Below are 15,226 nucleotides of genomic sequence, written 5' to 3' on the forward strand. Positions count from 1 at the left end.
AGAATGCGGGACATGCCTGAACTGAGCACCCCCGCGATAGCCGCCGGTTCTCTCTCCGGGAGCGAGCAGCCAGTTCTGCCGGTCGGGGGAGGCGCGGTTCTGCGGCCATGGCTGCCCGGTGACGCCGGGGCCGTCATGGCGGCGTACCAGGATCCGGCGATCCAGCGCTGGCATGTGCGCAGGGCGGACTCCCTGGCCGAGGCGGGGGAGTGGATCGCGGGCTGGCGGGCGGCCTGGGGGACGGAGCGGAACGCGCACTGGGCGATCGCCGATACCGATACCTATGCCGTGCTGGGGAAGATGTCGCTGCGGGAGTTGAACTTTGCCGACGGCGTGGCCTTTCTCTCCTACTGGGTGGCGCCCGCTGCGCGCGGCGGCGGGGTCTGCCCGCGCGCGGTCGGAGCGCTGAGCGATTGGGCGCTGGGTGAAGTGGGCTTCCAGCGGCTCGAATTGGAGCACTCGACCGCCAACCAGGCCTCCTGCCGTGTCGCGGTCAAGTCGGGCTTCGAGGCGGAAGGCGTACGGCGCGGGGCCGCGCTGCACGCCGACGGCTGGCACGACATGCACCTCCACGCCCGGGTCCGCGGCACTCGGGGTCAGTCCTGAGGTACGGATCGCCGCGCGGCGGCCCAGTGGCACGTGACCTGCTGGTCCGGGGCCCCGCCGCTCAGGACGGGCAGGTCCTCCGTACGGCAGCGGTCCGCGACTCCGGCGGCCTGCGCCTCGCCGCTCGCCAGGATCTGGCAGCGAGCGTGGAATCGGCAGCCGCCGGGGATGCGGGTGGGGTCCGGGGGCTCGCCGGAGAGGACCACCGGTTCGCCGTCCGCCTCGGGGAGCACGGAGAGGAGGGCCTGGGTGTAGGGGTGTTGGGGGTGGGTGAGGACCTCTTCGACCGGGCCCGACTCGACGATGCGGCCCAGGTACATGACGGCCACGCGGTCCGCGATGTTCCAGGCGAGCCCGAGGTCGTGGGTCACGACCAGGGCGGAGAGGCCGAGTTCGTCGCGGAGGGTGAGGAGGAGGGCGAGGATCTCACCGCGTACGGAGGCGTCGAGGGAGGCCACGGGTTCGTCGGCGACGATCAGTTCGGGGTCGAGGACGAGTGCGCCTGCGATGACGACGCGCTGGCGCTGGCCGCCGGAGAGCTCGTGGGGGTAGCGGAGGAAGAAGCGCTCGGGGGGCCGGAGGCCCGCGCGGGAGAGGGCTTGGGAGACCGCCTCGCGTTCGTCGCCCTCGTGGCCGTGGATGCGGAGGCCTTCGGCGACCGCCTCGTACACGGTGTGGCGGGGGTTGAGGGAGCCGCTCGGGTCCTGGAGGACGAGCTGGACGCGTTTGCGGTACGCCTTGAGTGCGCGGGAGGTGTGGGTGAGCGGCTCGCCGGCGAAGGTGACCTTGCCGGCGGTGGGCTCGACGAGGCCGAGGAGCGCGCGGGCGAGGGACGTCTTGCCGCAGCCGGACTCGCCGACGAGCGCGACGATCTCGCCGGGGGCGATGTCGAGGTCGACGCCGTCGACGGCTCGGGCCGAGGGGGCGCCTCGGCGGCCGGGGAAGGTGACGCGGAGGGCGTCGGCGGAGAGCAGGGGGGTGGTCGTCATGGGGGCTCCTGGGGTGGGTGGTCGGCGGTGACGGTGTGGGTGGGTGGGTGGGGTCGGGCGGAGGATTTCCCCAGTCCCGCCCCTTCCCGAAACCGGGGCTGCCGCCCCGGGCCCCGCTTGTGCGGGGGCTTCGCCCCCTGCGCCCCCGGCAAGCGACCTTCGGCCGCTCGTCCTCAATCGCCGGACGGGCTTGATTTTGCTGACCCCGCTCCGGCGATTCGGGAAGGGGCGGGTAGGGGAACAGGCTCCGCCCCCACCCGTACGCACGCCGCGCGCCGCCCCGCACCAGCCACCCTCAGCACCTGGTCCTCCTCCGCACAGACCGCCTCCGCCACCGGGCATCGCGGATGGAACGTACAACCGGTCGGCAGCGCAGCCGGATCCGGAGGATCCCCCGGCAGCCCCCGCGGCGCCCGCCGCGACGCCGCGTCCCCGATCCGGGGGAACGCCGACGACAGGGCGGCCGCATACGGATGCGACGCCGCCGCGAACACCTCCGCCGCCGGACCCTCCTCCACCACCCGGCCCGCGTACATCACCGCAAGCCGGTCGCACGTGTCAGAAAGCACCGCCAGGTCATGGCTGATCATCAGCAGGCTGATGGACTTCTCCGCCACCAACTCCTCGATCAGGCGCAGGATCTGGGCCTGGATCATCACATCCAGCGCCGTCGTCGGCTCGTCCGCGACGATCAGCTGCGGGTCGCACGCCAGCGCCATCGCGATCATGACGCGCTGCCGTTGCCCGCCCGACAGCTCGTGCGGATACGCGTCGGCCCGCGCCGCAGGCAGCCCCACCTGTTCCAGGAGCTCACCCACCCGCCGCCGTGCCGCACCCGGCGTCGCCTGCCCGTGTACGAGCAGCGGCTCGGCGATCTGGTCGCCGATGCGGTGCACCGCGTTGAGCGAGTGCATCGCGCCCTGGAAGACGATCGAAGCCCCCGCCCACCGCACCGACCGCAGCCGCCCCCATTTCATGGTGAGGACGTCCTCGCCGTCGAGCAGGATCTCGCCCGACAGCCGCGCGGACGCGGGGAGAAGTCGCAGCAGGGCCAGCGCCAGTGTCGACTTCCCGCAGCCCGACTCGCCCGCGATGCCCAGTTTCTGGCCCGCGGCCACCGTCAGGTCCACGCCTCGTACGGCAGGCACCGCGCCTGCGCCCGAGCCGTACGTCACCTCAAGGTTCTTGATCTCCAGAGTGCTCAACGCCCCGCCCCCAGCTTCGGGTTGAGTACGGACTCGATCGCCCGTCCGCACAGGGTGAAGGAGAGCGCGACCAGGGCGATCGCGATCCCGGGCGGCGCCAGGTACCACCAGTGTCCCGACGAGACCGCGCCCGCTTCCCGCGCGTCCTGGAGCATGCCGCCCCAGGAGATGAGGGTCGGGTCGCCGAGGCCGAGGAAGGCGAGCGTCGCCTCCGTCAGGATCGCGTTGGAGATGCCGAGCGTGGTCTGGGCGAGGACCAGCGGCATGACGTTCGGCAGGACGTGCCGTGACATGACGTGGCCGTGGCCGCCGCCGAGTGCTTTCGCGCGCTCGATGTACGGACGTGACTCGACGGCCAGCGTCTGGGCCCGCACCAGGCGGGCGGTCGTCGGCCAGCTCGTCACGCCGATCGCCAGGATCACCGTCCAGATCGAGTGGTCGAGGACGGTGGCCAGCACGATCGCGAGCACCAGGGTCGGCATCACCAGGAACCAGTCGGTGATCCGCATCAGCACGGTCGCGAACCAGCCGCCGAAGTGCCCGGCGATGATCCCGACCAGCGTGCCGATGGCCACGGACAGGAAGGCGGCCAGCAGGCCGACCATCAGAGAGATCCGGGCGCCCCAGATGAGCAGCCCGAACAGGGACCGGCCGAACTGGTCGGTGCCCAGAAGGAATTCATCGCTCGGGGCCTCCAGGGCGGAGCCCGGTGCGGTCGTGACGCTCTGGACGTCGCTGCCCACGAGCAGCGGCGCGAGGAGTGCCACCAGCGCGATCAGGGCAAGGCCGGCCAGGCCGAGGAGGCCGGCCCTGTGCGAGCGGTACGTCGCCCAGAAGCGGGACACCGAGGCACGGCGGCGGGTCCACGTCAGGGAACGAGCGGACTGCGGGGACTGCTGTGCGGTCGTCATCGGCCCACCCTCGGGTCGAGCAGCGGATAGAGCAGATCGGCGATGAGGTTCATCAGGATCATCGCCCCTGCGAAGACCACGAACAGGCCCTGGACGAGCGGGAGATCGGGCACGCTCAGCGCCTGGTAGAAGAGCCCGCCGAGCCCCGGCCAGGAGAAGACCGTCTCGACGAGGATCGAACCGGCCGCCACATGGCCGAGGTTGATGAAGACCATCGTGACGGTCGGCAGGAGTGCGTTGGGGACGGCATGGCGGCGCCGTACGAGATCGTCCCGCAGCCCCTTCGCCCGTGCCGTCGTCAGATAGTCGTTGCCCATCTCGTCCAGGAGGGAAGAGCGCATGACGAGGAGCGTCTGGGCATAACCGACCGCCACCAGCGTCACCACCGGCAGGACCATGTGGTGGGCCACGTCGAGTACGTACGCGAAACCGGTCGTGTCGCCCGACTCCATGCCGCCGGTCGGGAACATGCCGGGGATGGGGCCGATGCCCACCGAGAAGACGATGATGAGCAGCAGGCCCAGCCAGAAGGACGGCACCGACCAGAGGGTCAGCGCGACGCCCGTGGAGATCTTGTCGCCGAGACCGCCGTGGTTCCACGCCGAGCGCGTCCCCAGCCAGAGGCCGAGCGTCGAGTAGAGCAGCACGGCGACGCCCGTCAGGAGGAGTGTCGCGGGGAACTTCTGGGCGATCAGGTCGCCGACCGGCGCGTGGAACTGGTACGAGGTGCCCAGGTCGCCGGTGAGCGCCTTGCTGCAGTACTCGGTGAACTGCTGCCAGGTCGGGAGGTCGAGCCCCAACTGCTTGCGCAGCTGCAGCATTTGTTCGTGCGAGACCGGGCGGCCGTGCGTCATCGTGCGGATCGGGTCGCCGGGGACGATCCGGAACAGGAAGAAGCTGGTGACCAGTACGGCGAGCAGCGAGACGGCGGCGCCGCCGAGCTTTCCGGCGACGTAGAGGAGATAGGCGGTGGCGTTACGGGTGCGGGGGCCGGACGGCCCGGTCCTGATCTGGACCGGGCCGTCGGCCGCACCCTCCGCCAGCGGTGTGGTGGAGGCAGTGCTCATCAGTTACTCACGGTCTCCCGCGGTGGAACGGCGGCGCAGGGCGAAGAAGCCCCCGAGCCCGCCGAGGACGACGACCGCGGCGACGATGCCGACGACGACACCCGTGGACGAACCGGAGTCGGACTTGGCGGAGGACCCGGCCGGGACGGCCGACCACCAGGACCAGTAGCCGTCCTGGCCCCAGATGTTGCCCGCGGCCAGCGGCATGGTGTCGATGGACTTGATCTGGTCGGTGCGGTAGGCCTCGACGGCGTTCGGGTAGGCCATGACGTTCATGTACCCGGTGTCGTAGAGGCGTGACTCGGCCTGCTTGACCAGGTCGGCGCGCTTGGCCGTGTCGTACTCGACGGCCTGCTTGGAGTAGAGCTCGTCGAACTGCTTGTCGCAGATGTAGTTGTCGGTGGCGCCGGTGTCCTTGGACGTCGCGGGCAGGGCGGCGCAGGTGTGGATCGACAGGACGTAGTCCGGGTCGGGGTTGACCGAGTAGCCGTCGAAGGCCAGGTCGTAGTCGCCGGCGACCCACGGGTCGGAGACGTTGTCCAGGCAGTCGACCTTGAGGCCGATGCCGAGCTTGGACCACCACTCCTGCATGTACTTGCCGATGGCCTTGTCGTTCGGGTCGGTGGCGTGGCAGAGGATGCGGAAGTTCAGCGGCTTGCCGTCCTTGCCGATGCGCTTGCCGTCACCGTTCTTCTTGTAGCCCGCGTCATCGAGGAGCTGGGCCGCCTTCGCCGGGTCGTAGGCGATCTTCTGGCTCGCGTCCGGCTTCCAGTGGTAGTCGGTGAAGCGCGGCGGGATGTAGCCCTCGCCCTGGACGGCGTGCCCCTGGAAGACCTTGTCGATGATGGTCTTGGTGTCCGTGGCGGCGAACAGGGCCTGGCGGACCTTGGGGTCGAGCAGCGCCGGGTTGCCGTTGCCGATCTTGGTACCGTCCTTGGCCTTGGCGCCCGGGTTGGTGGCGAGTGCGTAGAAGCGCCGGCCCGGTGCGTCGTTGACCTTGATGTTGGGCGCCGACTTCAGGGCGGCGGCCTGGGCGGGGGTGAGGCCCTGGACGAAGGAGACCTCGCCCTTCTGGAGGGCCGCGACCGCCGCGTCGTTGTCCTTGTAGTACTTCAGGTCGAGCTCGTCGAACTTCGGCGCACCGCGCCAGAAGGTCTTGTTGGGCTTGAACTTGAGGTACTGGTCGACCTTGTAGTCGGTCAGGATGAACGGTCCGTTGCCGACGACCGGGAACTTCTGGTCGTTGTTGAACTTCGAGAAGTCCTTGACCGACTCCCAGACGTGCTTGGGGACGATCGGCACGTCGAGCGCCGTCATCGTCGCCTGCGGGTTCTTCAGCTCGACGACGAGGGTCTCGGGGTCGGGCGCCGTGACCTTCTTGAAGTTGGACGTGAAGCTGCCGTTGGCGGTGGCCGCGCCCGGGTCGGACATCATCTTGTTGAACGTCCAGGCGGCGTCGTCGGCGGTGGCCTGTTGGCCGTCCGACCACTTGGAGTTCTTACGGATCGTGTACGTCCAGGTCAGCTTGTCCGCCGAGGACTTCCAGGCGGTGGCCAGACCCGGGACCGTATGCCCGTCCTTGACGTCGTAATTGGTCAAGTAGTCGTACATCAGCCGGAGCGCGGTGGTGGACGTCAGCCGCGTGGCCAGGAACGGGCTCAGCGAGTCGACGCTCTGTGCGACCGCGACGGTGAGGACCTTCTTCCCGCCGTCCTCCGCTGCCGCGGCGTGCGCCTGCTGGGGCGCCGGATTCAGCGGGGTCGCGGCGGCTGCCGCGAGCGCGAACGCACTGGCTCCGGTGGCCAGAAGCAGCCGGAATCGTGGGCGGCTCCGGGGCTGCTGAGTGATGCCGGGCGTAATTCTTCTGTCCATGGGGCGGTGACCTCGCGTCAGGTGAATCATGGGGCGTCCAGCTGGTGAAGCGAAGGTTTATCAGCGGTGGTCTAGACGTGTCAACGGGTGTCCATACCCTGCCTGGGCTGCGGAAATGTCATACGGGAGAGTGAAGTTGGAGCAGTGTGGTCTTCCAGTGGTCTACACCAATATTGCTTAGCAGTTGAGGAAGTGACGCCGGTCGGCAGGGGGTTGAGCGCTACAGTCCTCACAGTGCGTCAAGGCAAGCGAAACGGAGTGAGCGCGGTGGCGACCGAGCAGGAGAAGACCGAGCTGTACGCCATGGACATCAGCGGTGCCGAGTGGGTCAGCGCACCCGGTGGTCCGGAGGACGAAAAGGTCGAGATCGCCTATCTGGAGGGCGGAGCGGTCGCGATGCGCAGCTCGGCGGACCCGGAGACGGTGCTGCGGTTCACGGAGGGCGAGTGGACGGCCTTCGTACTGGGCGCGCGCGACGGGGAGTTCGACCTCACGTAGGCGCCTCACGCAGGCGTACGCATCGATACGTGACAGGGGCCCGACGCCGGTGCGGCGTCGGGCCCTCTTGTATGCCTGTCGGCGTCCTACCAGGCGTCGGGATTCAGTGCGACTGTGAGGAATTGTCCCTCTTCGGTGACGACCAGGTCCGTATGCTCGATCCTGGCGGTGAGATCCGTGACGTCCGCCTCGTCGAGGAGAAAGATGAAGTGCTCCGCGATCGCCGGGCGATCGAGCGGGTCGCCGTCCAGATCGACATCGGAATTGGCGCGATCGGCCGCCTGGCAGAGAACCGACACGAACAGTCGCAGATGTTCCGCGGTGGCGAGCATGTCGGCGTCATGGATCACTCCCGCCATGCCGACGCCGCCCGTGACGGCCGCGCAGAGGTCATCGAGGCAATCGACCAGGGCATCCCAGTTCTGTCCGAAATACCCGGGGAATTCGAGCTTCTCGGCGAAGACCCGGAAGAGTTCCCGCTCGGTGAGAAGATCGCGTGCCTGGAAATGGTGCACCTGACCGCCTGCGGCCTGCAGGGCGTCCAGTTGTTCGCGGAACTCCTTCGCGTCCGACGGACCAAAAATGACCCAAGGTCCTCGTGTGCTGTTCGCATCGAAAGAAACCATGGTCGATCACCCCGTGAATTCGCCTACGTAATAGAAGGTGCCATAGTGGTCGGGAGTGTAATACGCGGGTCCCGGGCCGCCGTCCTTCGGCGTCAACAGGCGTTCCGGTCCTCTGATTTCCTTGCCGCAGCCTCCGACGGTGCAGACGGGGAGGTCTGATTTGGCGTTCACATCCCACTCCTTGTACTTCCCGCCCGGAAGCTGGTCCAGGTTGTTTCCCCAGTTCTGGTTTCCGTTGTAGCCGGGGACTTTCCCTATCCCGTCGGTGCGGCCGTTCACCCTGTCGAGCATATCCGCCGCGTGTTGCGGGGCGGGGCCCTGGACAATCCCCGGGCCGCCGGGGCTTCCCGTGTCGCCGCCGTGCAGATGGCATGCGGCCAGACCGAAGGGGTCGCTCCAGGTGTGCGGGTTGTGCACGTAGACGGCGGGGTTGGGTCCCGGGGCGAGACCCAGGGGGTCGGCGGTGAGGTAGCGGGCGGTTTCGGGGTCGTAGGTGCGGAAGTAGTTGTGGTGCAGCTGGGTTTCGGAGTCGAAGTACTGGCCGGGGAAACGCAGGGGGGTGTGCGTGGTGGCGTCCCGGTTCCAGACCGTGCTGCCCCAGAGGGTGTTGCGGGTGCGGGCGGCGATGGCGCCGGTCTCGTCGAGAAGCTCGGTGGGGGTCCCGACGAGGTCGGTGACGATGGTGAAGAAGCGCTCGTCGATCTCCTCCTGCGGGGCATGGGCCGCGGTGAGCCGTTCACGCTGCGTCAGCGGACTCAGCCCCTGGTGGTCCCAGGTGATGGACAGCCGGGTGTCGGGGCCGTGCGTGGTCTGTTCGCAGAGGGTGGTGCCGTCCCAGGTGAAGTCGGTCTGTTCCAGGACGGTGTGGCCGTCGTCGGCCAGACGCTGCTTGGCCATCCTGCGGCCGAGCGGGTCGTAGAGGTAGCGCCAGAGTGCGGAGCCGGGCGTGGTGCAGGTGGTGAGGCGGTCCTCGGTGTCCCAGGTGTAGTGCCAGGTGTCGGGTCTGCGGGACAGCCGGGTCTTCTGGCGCAGGGTGGTGCGGCCGGCATCGTCGTGTTCGTAGCGGACGGTTCCGGCGCGGGTGATGCGGGTGCCGGTGTACGTGCGGTCGCCGCGGGCCTCGGCGGCGGGTGTGTTGTCGGGCCAGTCGGCGTGCGTCTGGTTGCCTGCGGTGTCGTAGGCGTAGGTCTCGCTCCAGTTGAGGGCGCTGACGCTGGTGACACGGCCCGCCTGGTCGAGGGTGAAGCGGCGGGGGCCGTTGAGGCGGTCGTCGATGGCGGTCGGATTGCCGTCGGCCCGGTAGGTGTAGGCGCGGTGCTGGAGGGTCTCCGTGCGGGCGTTGGTGGTGTGGTGGGCGGTCAGACGGCCCAGGGGGTCCCACGTGCTGGTGAAGGTGAGGGTGTCGCCGAGGGTACGGGTGAGTTCCTGGCCGAGGCCGTCGTGGGTGAAGGCGAGGGTGCGGCCGGATGTGGTGAGGGTGGTGCGGTTGCCTGCGGCGTCGTAGCTCCACCGGCTGAGGGCTCCGGTGGGGGTGGTGCGTGAGGTGCGGCGGCCGAGCGCGTCGTAGGTGTAGGCGATCGTACGGCCGTTGACGGACTCCGCGGTGACCCGGCCCAACGCGTTGTGGACGTAGTGGAGTTGAGCGTCGACACCGGTGATGGTGTCCGGGCGGCCCGCGAGGTCGTACGTGTAGTGGGTGAGGTTGCCTGCCGCGTTCTTGGTGGTGATGTTCCCCAGCGCGTCGTGGGTGAGGGAGATGGTCTCGCCCAGGGGTGTGGTGCGCGTGGCGAGGCGGCCTGCCGCGTCGTGGGTGTAGTCCTGGGTTCGGGCGTCGAAGTCCGTTTCGGATATCAGGCGGCCCGCCGGGCTGTAGACGTAACTCCAGGTCAGGTTCTGTGGGTTGGTGACCTGGGTGAGGCGCAGCTCGGTGTCATGTTCGAAGGTGTAGCGGGCGCCGTCCGGGTCGGTGCGGGCGGCCGGCAGGTCGAAGTGCGTGTACTCGTACGTGGTGACCTGCCCGAGCGGGTCCGTGTGGTGGGTGCAGTTGCCTTCGCCGTCGTAGGCCCAGGTTTCGGTGGTGCCGTCCGGGGCGGTGCGCGAAGTGAGTCTGCCCTCGACGCTCCAGGTCAGCGTCGAGGTGTGACCGAGCGCGTCGGTGACGGCCCTGGTCCGGCCGAAGGCGTCGCGCGCGGAGAAGGAGGTCGCGCCGAGCGGGTCGGTGAGGGTCAGTGGCAGACCCGCCCGGTCGGTGGTCAGGGCGGTCGTCGCGCCCAGGGCGTCGGTGATCGAGGCCAGATGGCCCGAGGAGGAGTACGCGTAGGTGGTCCGCGCGCCGGTCGGATCGGTGAGGGAGGTGGGGTTGCCGCGCTCGTCGTACGTGTGGTGCCAGACCGAACCGTCCGCTTCCGCGACGATGATGCGGTGGCCGAGGTCGTTGTGGGCGGCGCTGGTGTAGTGGCCGTCCGGGCGGACCACCAGCGTCAGGTGGCCTGCTCCGTCGTAGGCGAACTGCGTGGTGTGGCCGAGCGGGTCGGTGACCGACTCGACCGCGCCGGAGTCGTTGTAGGTGGTGCGGGTCATCGCGCCGGCCGGGTCGATCTCGGCGGCGACCTGGCACGCGGCATTGATCAGATAACGGCTGGTGTGCCCCAGCGAGTTGGTGATCGCGGTGGTGGTCAGACCGGTGTCGGGGTCGCGGTCGCTGTAGGTGAAGGTGTTGGCCAGGTGGCCTTCGGGGCCGCCCTGGCTGATGCAGCGGTCCCGCTCGTCGTAGACGTAGCCGAAGGACGAGTCGTTCGTGTCGGTCCAGGACGTGACACGGCCGAGCGCGTCGGTCCCGTAACGGGTGGGCGTGCCCGAGGAGTTGGTGACCGAGGCCAGGTGGCCCGCCTCGTCGTAGCCGAAGCGCACGATCTCCGCGTCTTCACCGTTCTCCGCCGCACCCGCGAGGTGCAGGGCCGTGATCCGGCCGTCCTCGGTGGTGAGCTTCAGGCGGTAGCCGCCGCTGTGGGTGATGGTGCTCGGGGCGCCCTCGGCGTCGTACGAGAAGGTGATCCACTGGCCCGTGCGGTCGGATATTTGCGCGAGGAGTGCGATGCCGTTCCGGCCGTCCGCGGGCGCGTCGAAGTGCAGGACGCGGCCCGACGCGGGGTCGGTGAGTGTGTACTCGCCGTGCTCGTCGATCTCCAGGGGGCGGCGGGCTCCCTTCGCGGGCAGCGTTGGCTCGTCCGGCGCGGGGTGCGGGTAGCACAGCAGGGCGCCGTCGGGTGCGACGTGGATGACTCCCTCCGCGTCGATCTCCAGGCGCTGATCGGCGGTCGAGGTCCACGTCGGGCCGAACCAGCGGCCCGCACGGTAGGAGGACTCGAAGAATCGCTCGAAAGCGAGGGGGAGCAGTGCGGGCAGCACGACGTCCGTCTGGGGCAGCACCATGCGTCCCGTGGCCACGTCCACCGGGTCCGTCTTGCACGTACGGTCGGACGGCTCGCGGCTCTGGGACGTGATGTCGTCGTCGAGGTTTTCGCGTGCCGTGCCCTTGGAGTCGGTCTTCGTGCCCGAGTGGCCTTCTTTGCCCGCGTGCGGGCCGTGCGGGACGTCCTTCTCGCCGCTCTTGAGGATCTTGTCGAGTTCGCGGGCGTGCTTGGTGTCGGTCTCCGCGGTGTCCTTGGCGACCTTCTTCAGCTTGTGGCCCGCCGAGTGATAGAGGTCCTTGACGGCCTTTCCGGCGTCCTCTCCCAGCGTCTTGCCCAGCTTGGTCGCACCGTGCTCCAGCGCCTTGACGATCGGGTTGCTCATTCGAAGCTCACCCCCGAGATGTTCGTACGGAACATCTCCGCGTGGCCCGCCACCTTCTCGGCGTGCCCATGCATCAACTCGGCCCGCTGCGTGAGCACTTCGTGGTGGATCTCGAAGCCGGTACCGGCCGGAGGGCCGTCCGCGGACACCCCGAGCGCCGACTCCGCCGCCTGGAACATCAGGCCGCCGACCGCCCGGCTCACCACCTCCACCAGCGGGTCGATGGCGGCCTCGATCACCTGCCCGATGATGTACTGCTCCAACTGCTCGACCAGGTAGTCCACGAGCTCCTCCGCGGCCTTGATGATCAGCGCCACGGCCGCCTCGGCCAGTCCCAGTGTCGCCACCGCCGCCGCCTGGTCCGCCACGAACGTCGCGGCCAGAATGACCAGTTCGGCGATCACCTCGACCTTCATCGCCACGATGACGTCGGCGCCGATGTCCAGCGCGTCGGCCACCACATGGCAGGCCTGGATCATCTCGGTCATATGGCCGTCGGAGAGCTGCGCCCACTTGGCCAGGAGCGCCTCGTAGGACGCCCCCTGGTACACATCCGCCAGCTGCTTCACCGTCGCCGTGGAGTCCTGGTGCGTCTCCTCCAGCTTGGTGCCGAACTCCCGCACGTGCGTGGCGAATTCACGCACCTTGTCCTCGTTGACGGTCGGCCAGTTCACGCCGATGTGCTGGAGGAACCACACCACTTGACTCGGCAGTTCGATCGCCACAGCAATCCCCCGTGATAGCCCTCGCATCAGCGTGGCAGGGGAGGGTCAAGGCGGATTCAAGGACGGTTCAACGGCGGGCTCGGAATCGGTCATGTGCATTCCAAGTCCGGGCACACCGAAGGGGCCGGCACCGTGGTGCCGGCCCCTTCGAGGGTTCTGCTTTCTGCCGTGGCCTACTGCGTCCAGCCCGACGGCGGGCCTGCGGGCGGCTGTTGCTGCTGCCAGCCCTGACCCGGCTGGGGCTGCTGCTGAGGCTGCTGCGGGGGCTGGCCCTGCTGCGGGGGCGGTGCTCCCCAGCCCTGGCCCTGCTGCGGCTGGGCGTAGGGCTGCTGCCCCGGCTGGCCCTGCGGGGGCTGCTGCTGAGGTGCGTAACCCTGCTGCTGTTGCTGCTGGCCACCCCAGCCCTGGCCCTGCTGGACGCGGCTGATGTCCTCGGCCACGAGTGCCGAGAGGTTGAAGTACGCCTCGCGTGTCTTGGGACGCATCATGTTGAGGTCGACCTCGGCGCCGGCCGCGAGGTGTTCGTCGAAGGGGACCACGACGACCGCGCGGCAGCGGGTCTCGAAGTGGGCGACGATGTCGTCCACCTTGATCATCTTGCCGGTCTCGCGGACACCCGAGATGACCGTGATCGAGCGCTGGACGAGGTCCGCGAAGCCATGCGCGGACAGCCAGTCGAGAGTCGTCGAGGCCGAGCTCGCACCGTCGACCGACGGGGTCGAGATGATGATCAACTGGTCGGCGAGGTCGAGGACTCCGCGCATCGCGCTGTAGAGGAGACCGGTGCCCGAGTCGGTGAGGATGATCGGGTACTGGCGGCCGAGGACCTCCAGCGCGCTGCGGTAGTCCGCGTCGTTGAAGGTGGTGGAGACCGCCGGGTCCACGTCGTTGGCGATGATCTCCAGACCGGAGGGCGCCTGCGAGGTGAAGCGGCGGATGTCCATGTAGCTGTTGAGCTGCGGGATCGCCTGGACCAGATCACGGATGGTGGCACCGGTCTCGCGGCGTACGCGGCGGCCGAGCGTACCGGCGTCCGGGTTCGCGTCGATCGCCAGGATTTTGTCCTGGCGCTCGGAGGCGAGGGTCGCGCCGAGGGAGATGGTGGTGGTCGTCTTGCCCACGCCGCCCTTGAGGCTGATCACCGCGATCCGGTAGCAGGACATCACCGGGGTGCGGATGAGCTGCAGCTTGCGCTGGCGCTCCTCCTCTTCCTTCTTCGCGCCGAGCTTGAAGCGGGAAGGGCCGGAGTTGTTCTTGCGGGTCTTGGGCTGGTTGCGCAGGAGGCGGTCGGAGGAGAGCTCGACCGCCGCGTTGTAGCCGAGGGGCGCGCCGGCCGGCATGCCCGTGGCCTGCTGGCCGGGGCCGCCGGGCTGGGGGCCCGTGGGCGCGGACCAGCCCTGCTGGGGCTGGGGGGCCTGGGGCTGCTGGGGCTGGACGGGCTGCGGCGGCTGTTGCTGCTGCGGGGGTGCGGGCTGCTGCTGCACCGGAGGCTGTTGCTGCTGCGGTACGGGCTGCTGCTGCATCGGGGGCTGAGCCTGCGGCGGCATCGGCTGCTGCGGGTAGCCGTATCCGGGCTGGGGCTGCTGCGGGTAGCCGTAACCCGGCTGCTGCTGCTGCTGTTGCTGCTGGGGCTGTTGCGGCGGCTGCGCCTGGGGCTGCACCGGCTGCACCGGCTGCTGCAGGGGCTGCTGCGGGTAGCCGTACCCGGGCTCGGGCTGCTGGGGGAGCGGCTGGCCCTGCTGGGGGTAGCCGTACCCACCCTGCGGGGGCTGCTGCTGGGCCTGCGGCATCGGCTGGGCAGGGCCGAACCCGCTCTGGGGCGCGGCCTGTTCGGGCTGCTGCATCGGCTGCTGCTGATGTACGGGCGCGGGCTGGACAGGCTGGTAGCCCTCCGGCAGCGGCGGCAGCTGTGCGGCCTGGGGCTGAGCAGGGGCCTGGGCCTGGGCCTGGGCCTGCGGCGGGTAGGGGGCACCCTCCGGGGCGGGCTCGGGCAGCGTGACGGACCCGGTCTCGGGAGACGGCGCCGGCGACGGGACAGCAGCGGCCTCGGGCTCGGGCTCGGCGGCGGGCTCAGGCTCCGGCGCGCTCTCCGGGGCCTGGACCTGCTCGGGCTCTGGCGTGCTCTCCGGGGCCGGGGCGGGAGCCTCTTCGGATTCCTCGGGCTCCGGGCTGCCGAAGAGGGCGGCCGCCTCGGCATCCGCGGCGGCGTAGTTCACGACGACCTGCGGTGCGGGCTCGGGCGCCACGGCTTCGGGCTCGGGCTCGGGAGCGGCGGGCGCAGCGGGCTCGTTCTCCTCGTCGACCGCGCGCAGGATCGGGAACCCGGGAGGCGAGAGCTGCCCCGCGGCGGGTGCGCCCTGCGGGGGCTGGGCGGGCTGGAACTGCTGGACCGGCTCGGCCTGCTGCGGGGGCGGGGCGGGCTGGAACTGCTGGGGTTCCTGCGGAGGCACGGGCTGCTGCTGCATCTGCTGCGGAGGCATGGGCTGCTGCGGGACCTGCTGGCCCGCCTGCGGGTAGCCGTACCCGCCGGCCTGCTGTGGAGGCTGCTGGCCCTGCTGCGGGTAGCCGTACCCGCCCTGCGTGTGCTGCTGCGGGGGCATGGGCTGCTGGGGAGGCGCGGCCTGCTGGGGAGCGACGGGCGGCGCAGGCGCCACCGGCGGTCCCTGCGGAGCCGCTCCGGGAGGGCCGAGCGGAGCGCCGGTGGGCGGCGGCGGGCCCGAGGGCCCGCTCGGTGTGCCGGCGCCGTTCGTCTGTCCGTACCAGTCCATGTAGGCAGCCGGCGCGTAATCGATCTCGAACTCACCGGTGAGGTCGACATCGCGTTCTTCGCCGTCCGGGGACGGGCTTCCGCTGTACTCGGAACGGTCCCTGCTCACTGCACTGCCTCCTGGTCAACTGCTGCATGCGCCGTGATGCTGCGTCTTCCCGGGGA

Annotated in this window: 11 protein-coding genes; 2 read left to right on the forward strand and 9 right to left on the reverse strand. The window is 69.7% G+C overall.

The genetic code is table 11. From position 1 onward, the window contains the following. Nucleotides 1-12: 12 nt before the first annotated feature. Complete coding sequence (locus AB0H78_RS22610) at nt 13-606, forward strand: GNAT family N-acetyltransferase (protein WP_363236303.1); 594 nt, start codon at nt 13-15, stop codon at nt 604-606. Here AB0H78_RS22610 and AB0H78_RS22615 read toward each other — a convergent pair. From AB0H78_RS22615 to AB0H78_RS22635, 5 genes are all read right to left on the reverse strand, one after another. Then, a complete protein-coding gene (locus AB0H78_RS22615; protein ID WP_363236304.1) occupies nt 597-1,595 on the reverse strand; it encodes an ABC transporter ATP-binding protein in 999 nt (332 codons plus the stop codon). The genes AB0H78_RS22610 and AB0H78_RS22615 overlap by 10 nt on opposite strands. Nucleotides 1,596-1,768: 173 nt before the next feature. Continuing rightward, entirely contained in the window at nt 1,769-2,800 is a 1,032-nt protein-coding gene (locus tag AB0H78_RS22620; RefSeq protein ID WP_363236305.1) for an ABC transporter ATP-binding protein, read from the reverse strand. Further along, nucleotides 2,797-3,711 (reverse strand): ABC transporter permease, encoded by a 915-nt coding sequence (locus tag AB0H78_RS22625; RefSeq protein ID WP_363236306.1) that lies wholly within the window; start codon nt 3,709-3,711, stop codon nt 2,797-2,799. The genes AB0H78_RS22620 and AB0H78_RS22625 overlap by 4 nt, the downstream gene beginning before the upstream one ends. Beyond that, complete coding sequence (locus AB0H78_RS22630; protein ID WP_363236307.1) at nt 3,708-4,778, reverse strand: ABC transporter permease; 1,071 nt, start codon at nt 4,776-4,778, stop codon at nt 3,708-3,710. Before AB0H78_RS22630 ends, AB0H78_RS22625 begins: the two co-directional genes overlap by 4 nt. A 3-nt stretch (nt 4,779-4,781) precedes the next feature. Next, the gene (locus tag AB0H78_RS22635) at nt 4,782-6,650 is read right to left on the reverse strand and encodes an ABC transporter substrate-binding protein (protein ID WP_363236308.1); all 1,869 of its coding nucleotides are present in this window, start codon (nt 6,648-6,650) and stop codon (nt 4,782-4,784) included. 267 nt (nt 6,651-6,917) lie between these two features. On the opposite strand from AB0H78_RS22635, the gene AB0H78_RS22640 reads away from it, so the two are divergent. Then, entirely contained in the window at nt 6,918-7,148 is a 231-nt protein-coding gene (locus AB0H78_RS22640; protein WP_363236309.1) for a DUF397 domain-containing protein, read from the forward strand. Between the two features lie 86 nt (nt 7,149-7,234). Here the strand turns inward: AB0H78_RS22640 and AB0H78_RS22645 are convergent, their stop codons facing one another. The 4 genes from AB0H78_RS22645 to AB0H78_RS22660 all read right to left on the reverse strand — a co-directional run bounded on the left by AB0H78_RS22645 (nt 7,235) and on the right by AB0H78_RS22660 (nt 15,170). Next, nucleotides 7,235-7,774: a barstar family protein gene (locus AB0H78_RS22645; protein ID WP_363236310.1), complete on the reverse strand. Its 540-nt coding sequence runs from the start codon at nt 7,772-7,774 to the stop codon at nt 7,235-7,237. Nucleotides 7,775-7,780: 6 nt separating this feature from the next. Then, on the reverse strand, nt 7,781-11,569 hold the full coding sequence (locus AB0H78_RS22650; RefSeq protein ID WP_363236311.1) for a DUF6531 domain-containing protein: 3,789 nt from the start codon (nt 11,567-11,569) through the stop codon (nt 7,781-7,783). Then, nucleotides 11,566-12,294: a WXG100 family type VII secretion target gene (locus AB0H78_RS22655; protein ID WP_363236312.1), complete on the reverse strand. Its 729-nt coding sequence runs from the start codon at nt 12,292-12,294 to the stop codon at nt 11,566-11,568. The genes AB0H78_RS22650 and AB0H78_RS22655 overlap by 4 nt, the downstream gene beginning before the upstream one ends. Nucleotides 12,295-12,467: 173 nt before the next feature. Then, nucleotides 12,468-15,170, reverse strand: coding sequence for an SCO5717 family growth-regulating ATPase (locus tag AB0H78_RS22660; protein WP_363236313.1), 2,703 nt, complete (start codon nt 15,168-15,170; stop codon nt 12,468-12,470). Nucleotides 15,171-15,226 lie beyond the last annotated feature (56 nt).

The organism is Streptomyces sp. NPDC050738, assembly GCF_040654175.1.
In the GTDB taxonomy this organism is placed as follows: Bacteria; Actinomycetota; Actinomycetes; order Streptomycetales; family Streptomycetaceae; genus Streptomyces.

What these genes read in the sequence shown, in the direction of transcription:
- AB0H78_RS22610 (WP_363236303.1), top strand. Translation starts at nt 13, where the DNA reads ATGCCTGAACTGAGCACCCCCGCGATAGCCGCCGGTTCTCTCTCCGGG.
- AB0H78_RS22615 (WP_363236304.1), bottom strand. Translation starts at nt 1,595, where the DNA reads ATGACGACCACCCCCCTGCTCTCCGCCGACGCCCTCCGCGTCACCTTC.
- AB0H78_RS22625 (WP_363236306.1), bottom strand. Translation starts at nt 3,711, where the DNA reads ATGACGACCGCACAGCAGTCCCCGCAGTCCGCTCGTTCCCTGACGTGG.
- AB0H78_RS22630 (WP_363236307.1), bottom strand. Translation starts at nt 4,778, where the DNA reads ATGAGCACTGCCTCCACCACACCGCTGGCGGAGGGTGCGGCCGACGGC.
- AB0H78_RS22635 (WP_363236308.1), bottom strand. Translation starts at nt 6,650, where the DNA reads ATGGACAGAAGAATTACGCCCGGCATCACTCAGCAGCCCCGGAGCCGC.
- AB0H78_RS22645 (WP_363236310.1), bottom strand. Translation starts at nt 7,774, where the DNA reads ATGGTTTCTTTCGATGCGAACAGCACACGAGGACCTTGGGTCATTTTT.
- AB0H78_RS22650 (WP_363236311.1), bottom strand. Translation starts at nt 11,569, where the DNA reads ATGAGCAACCCGATCGTCAAGGCGCTGGAGCACGGTGCGACCAAGCTG.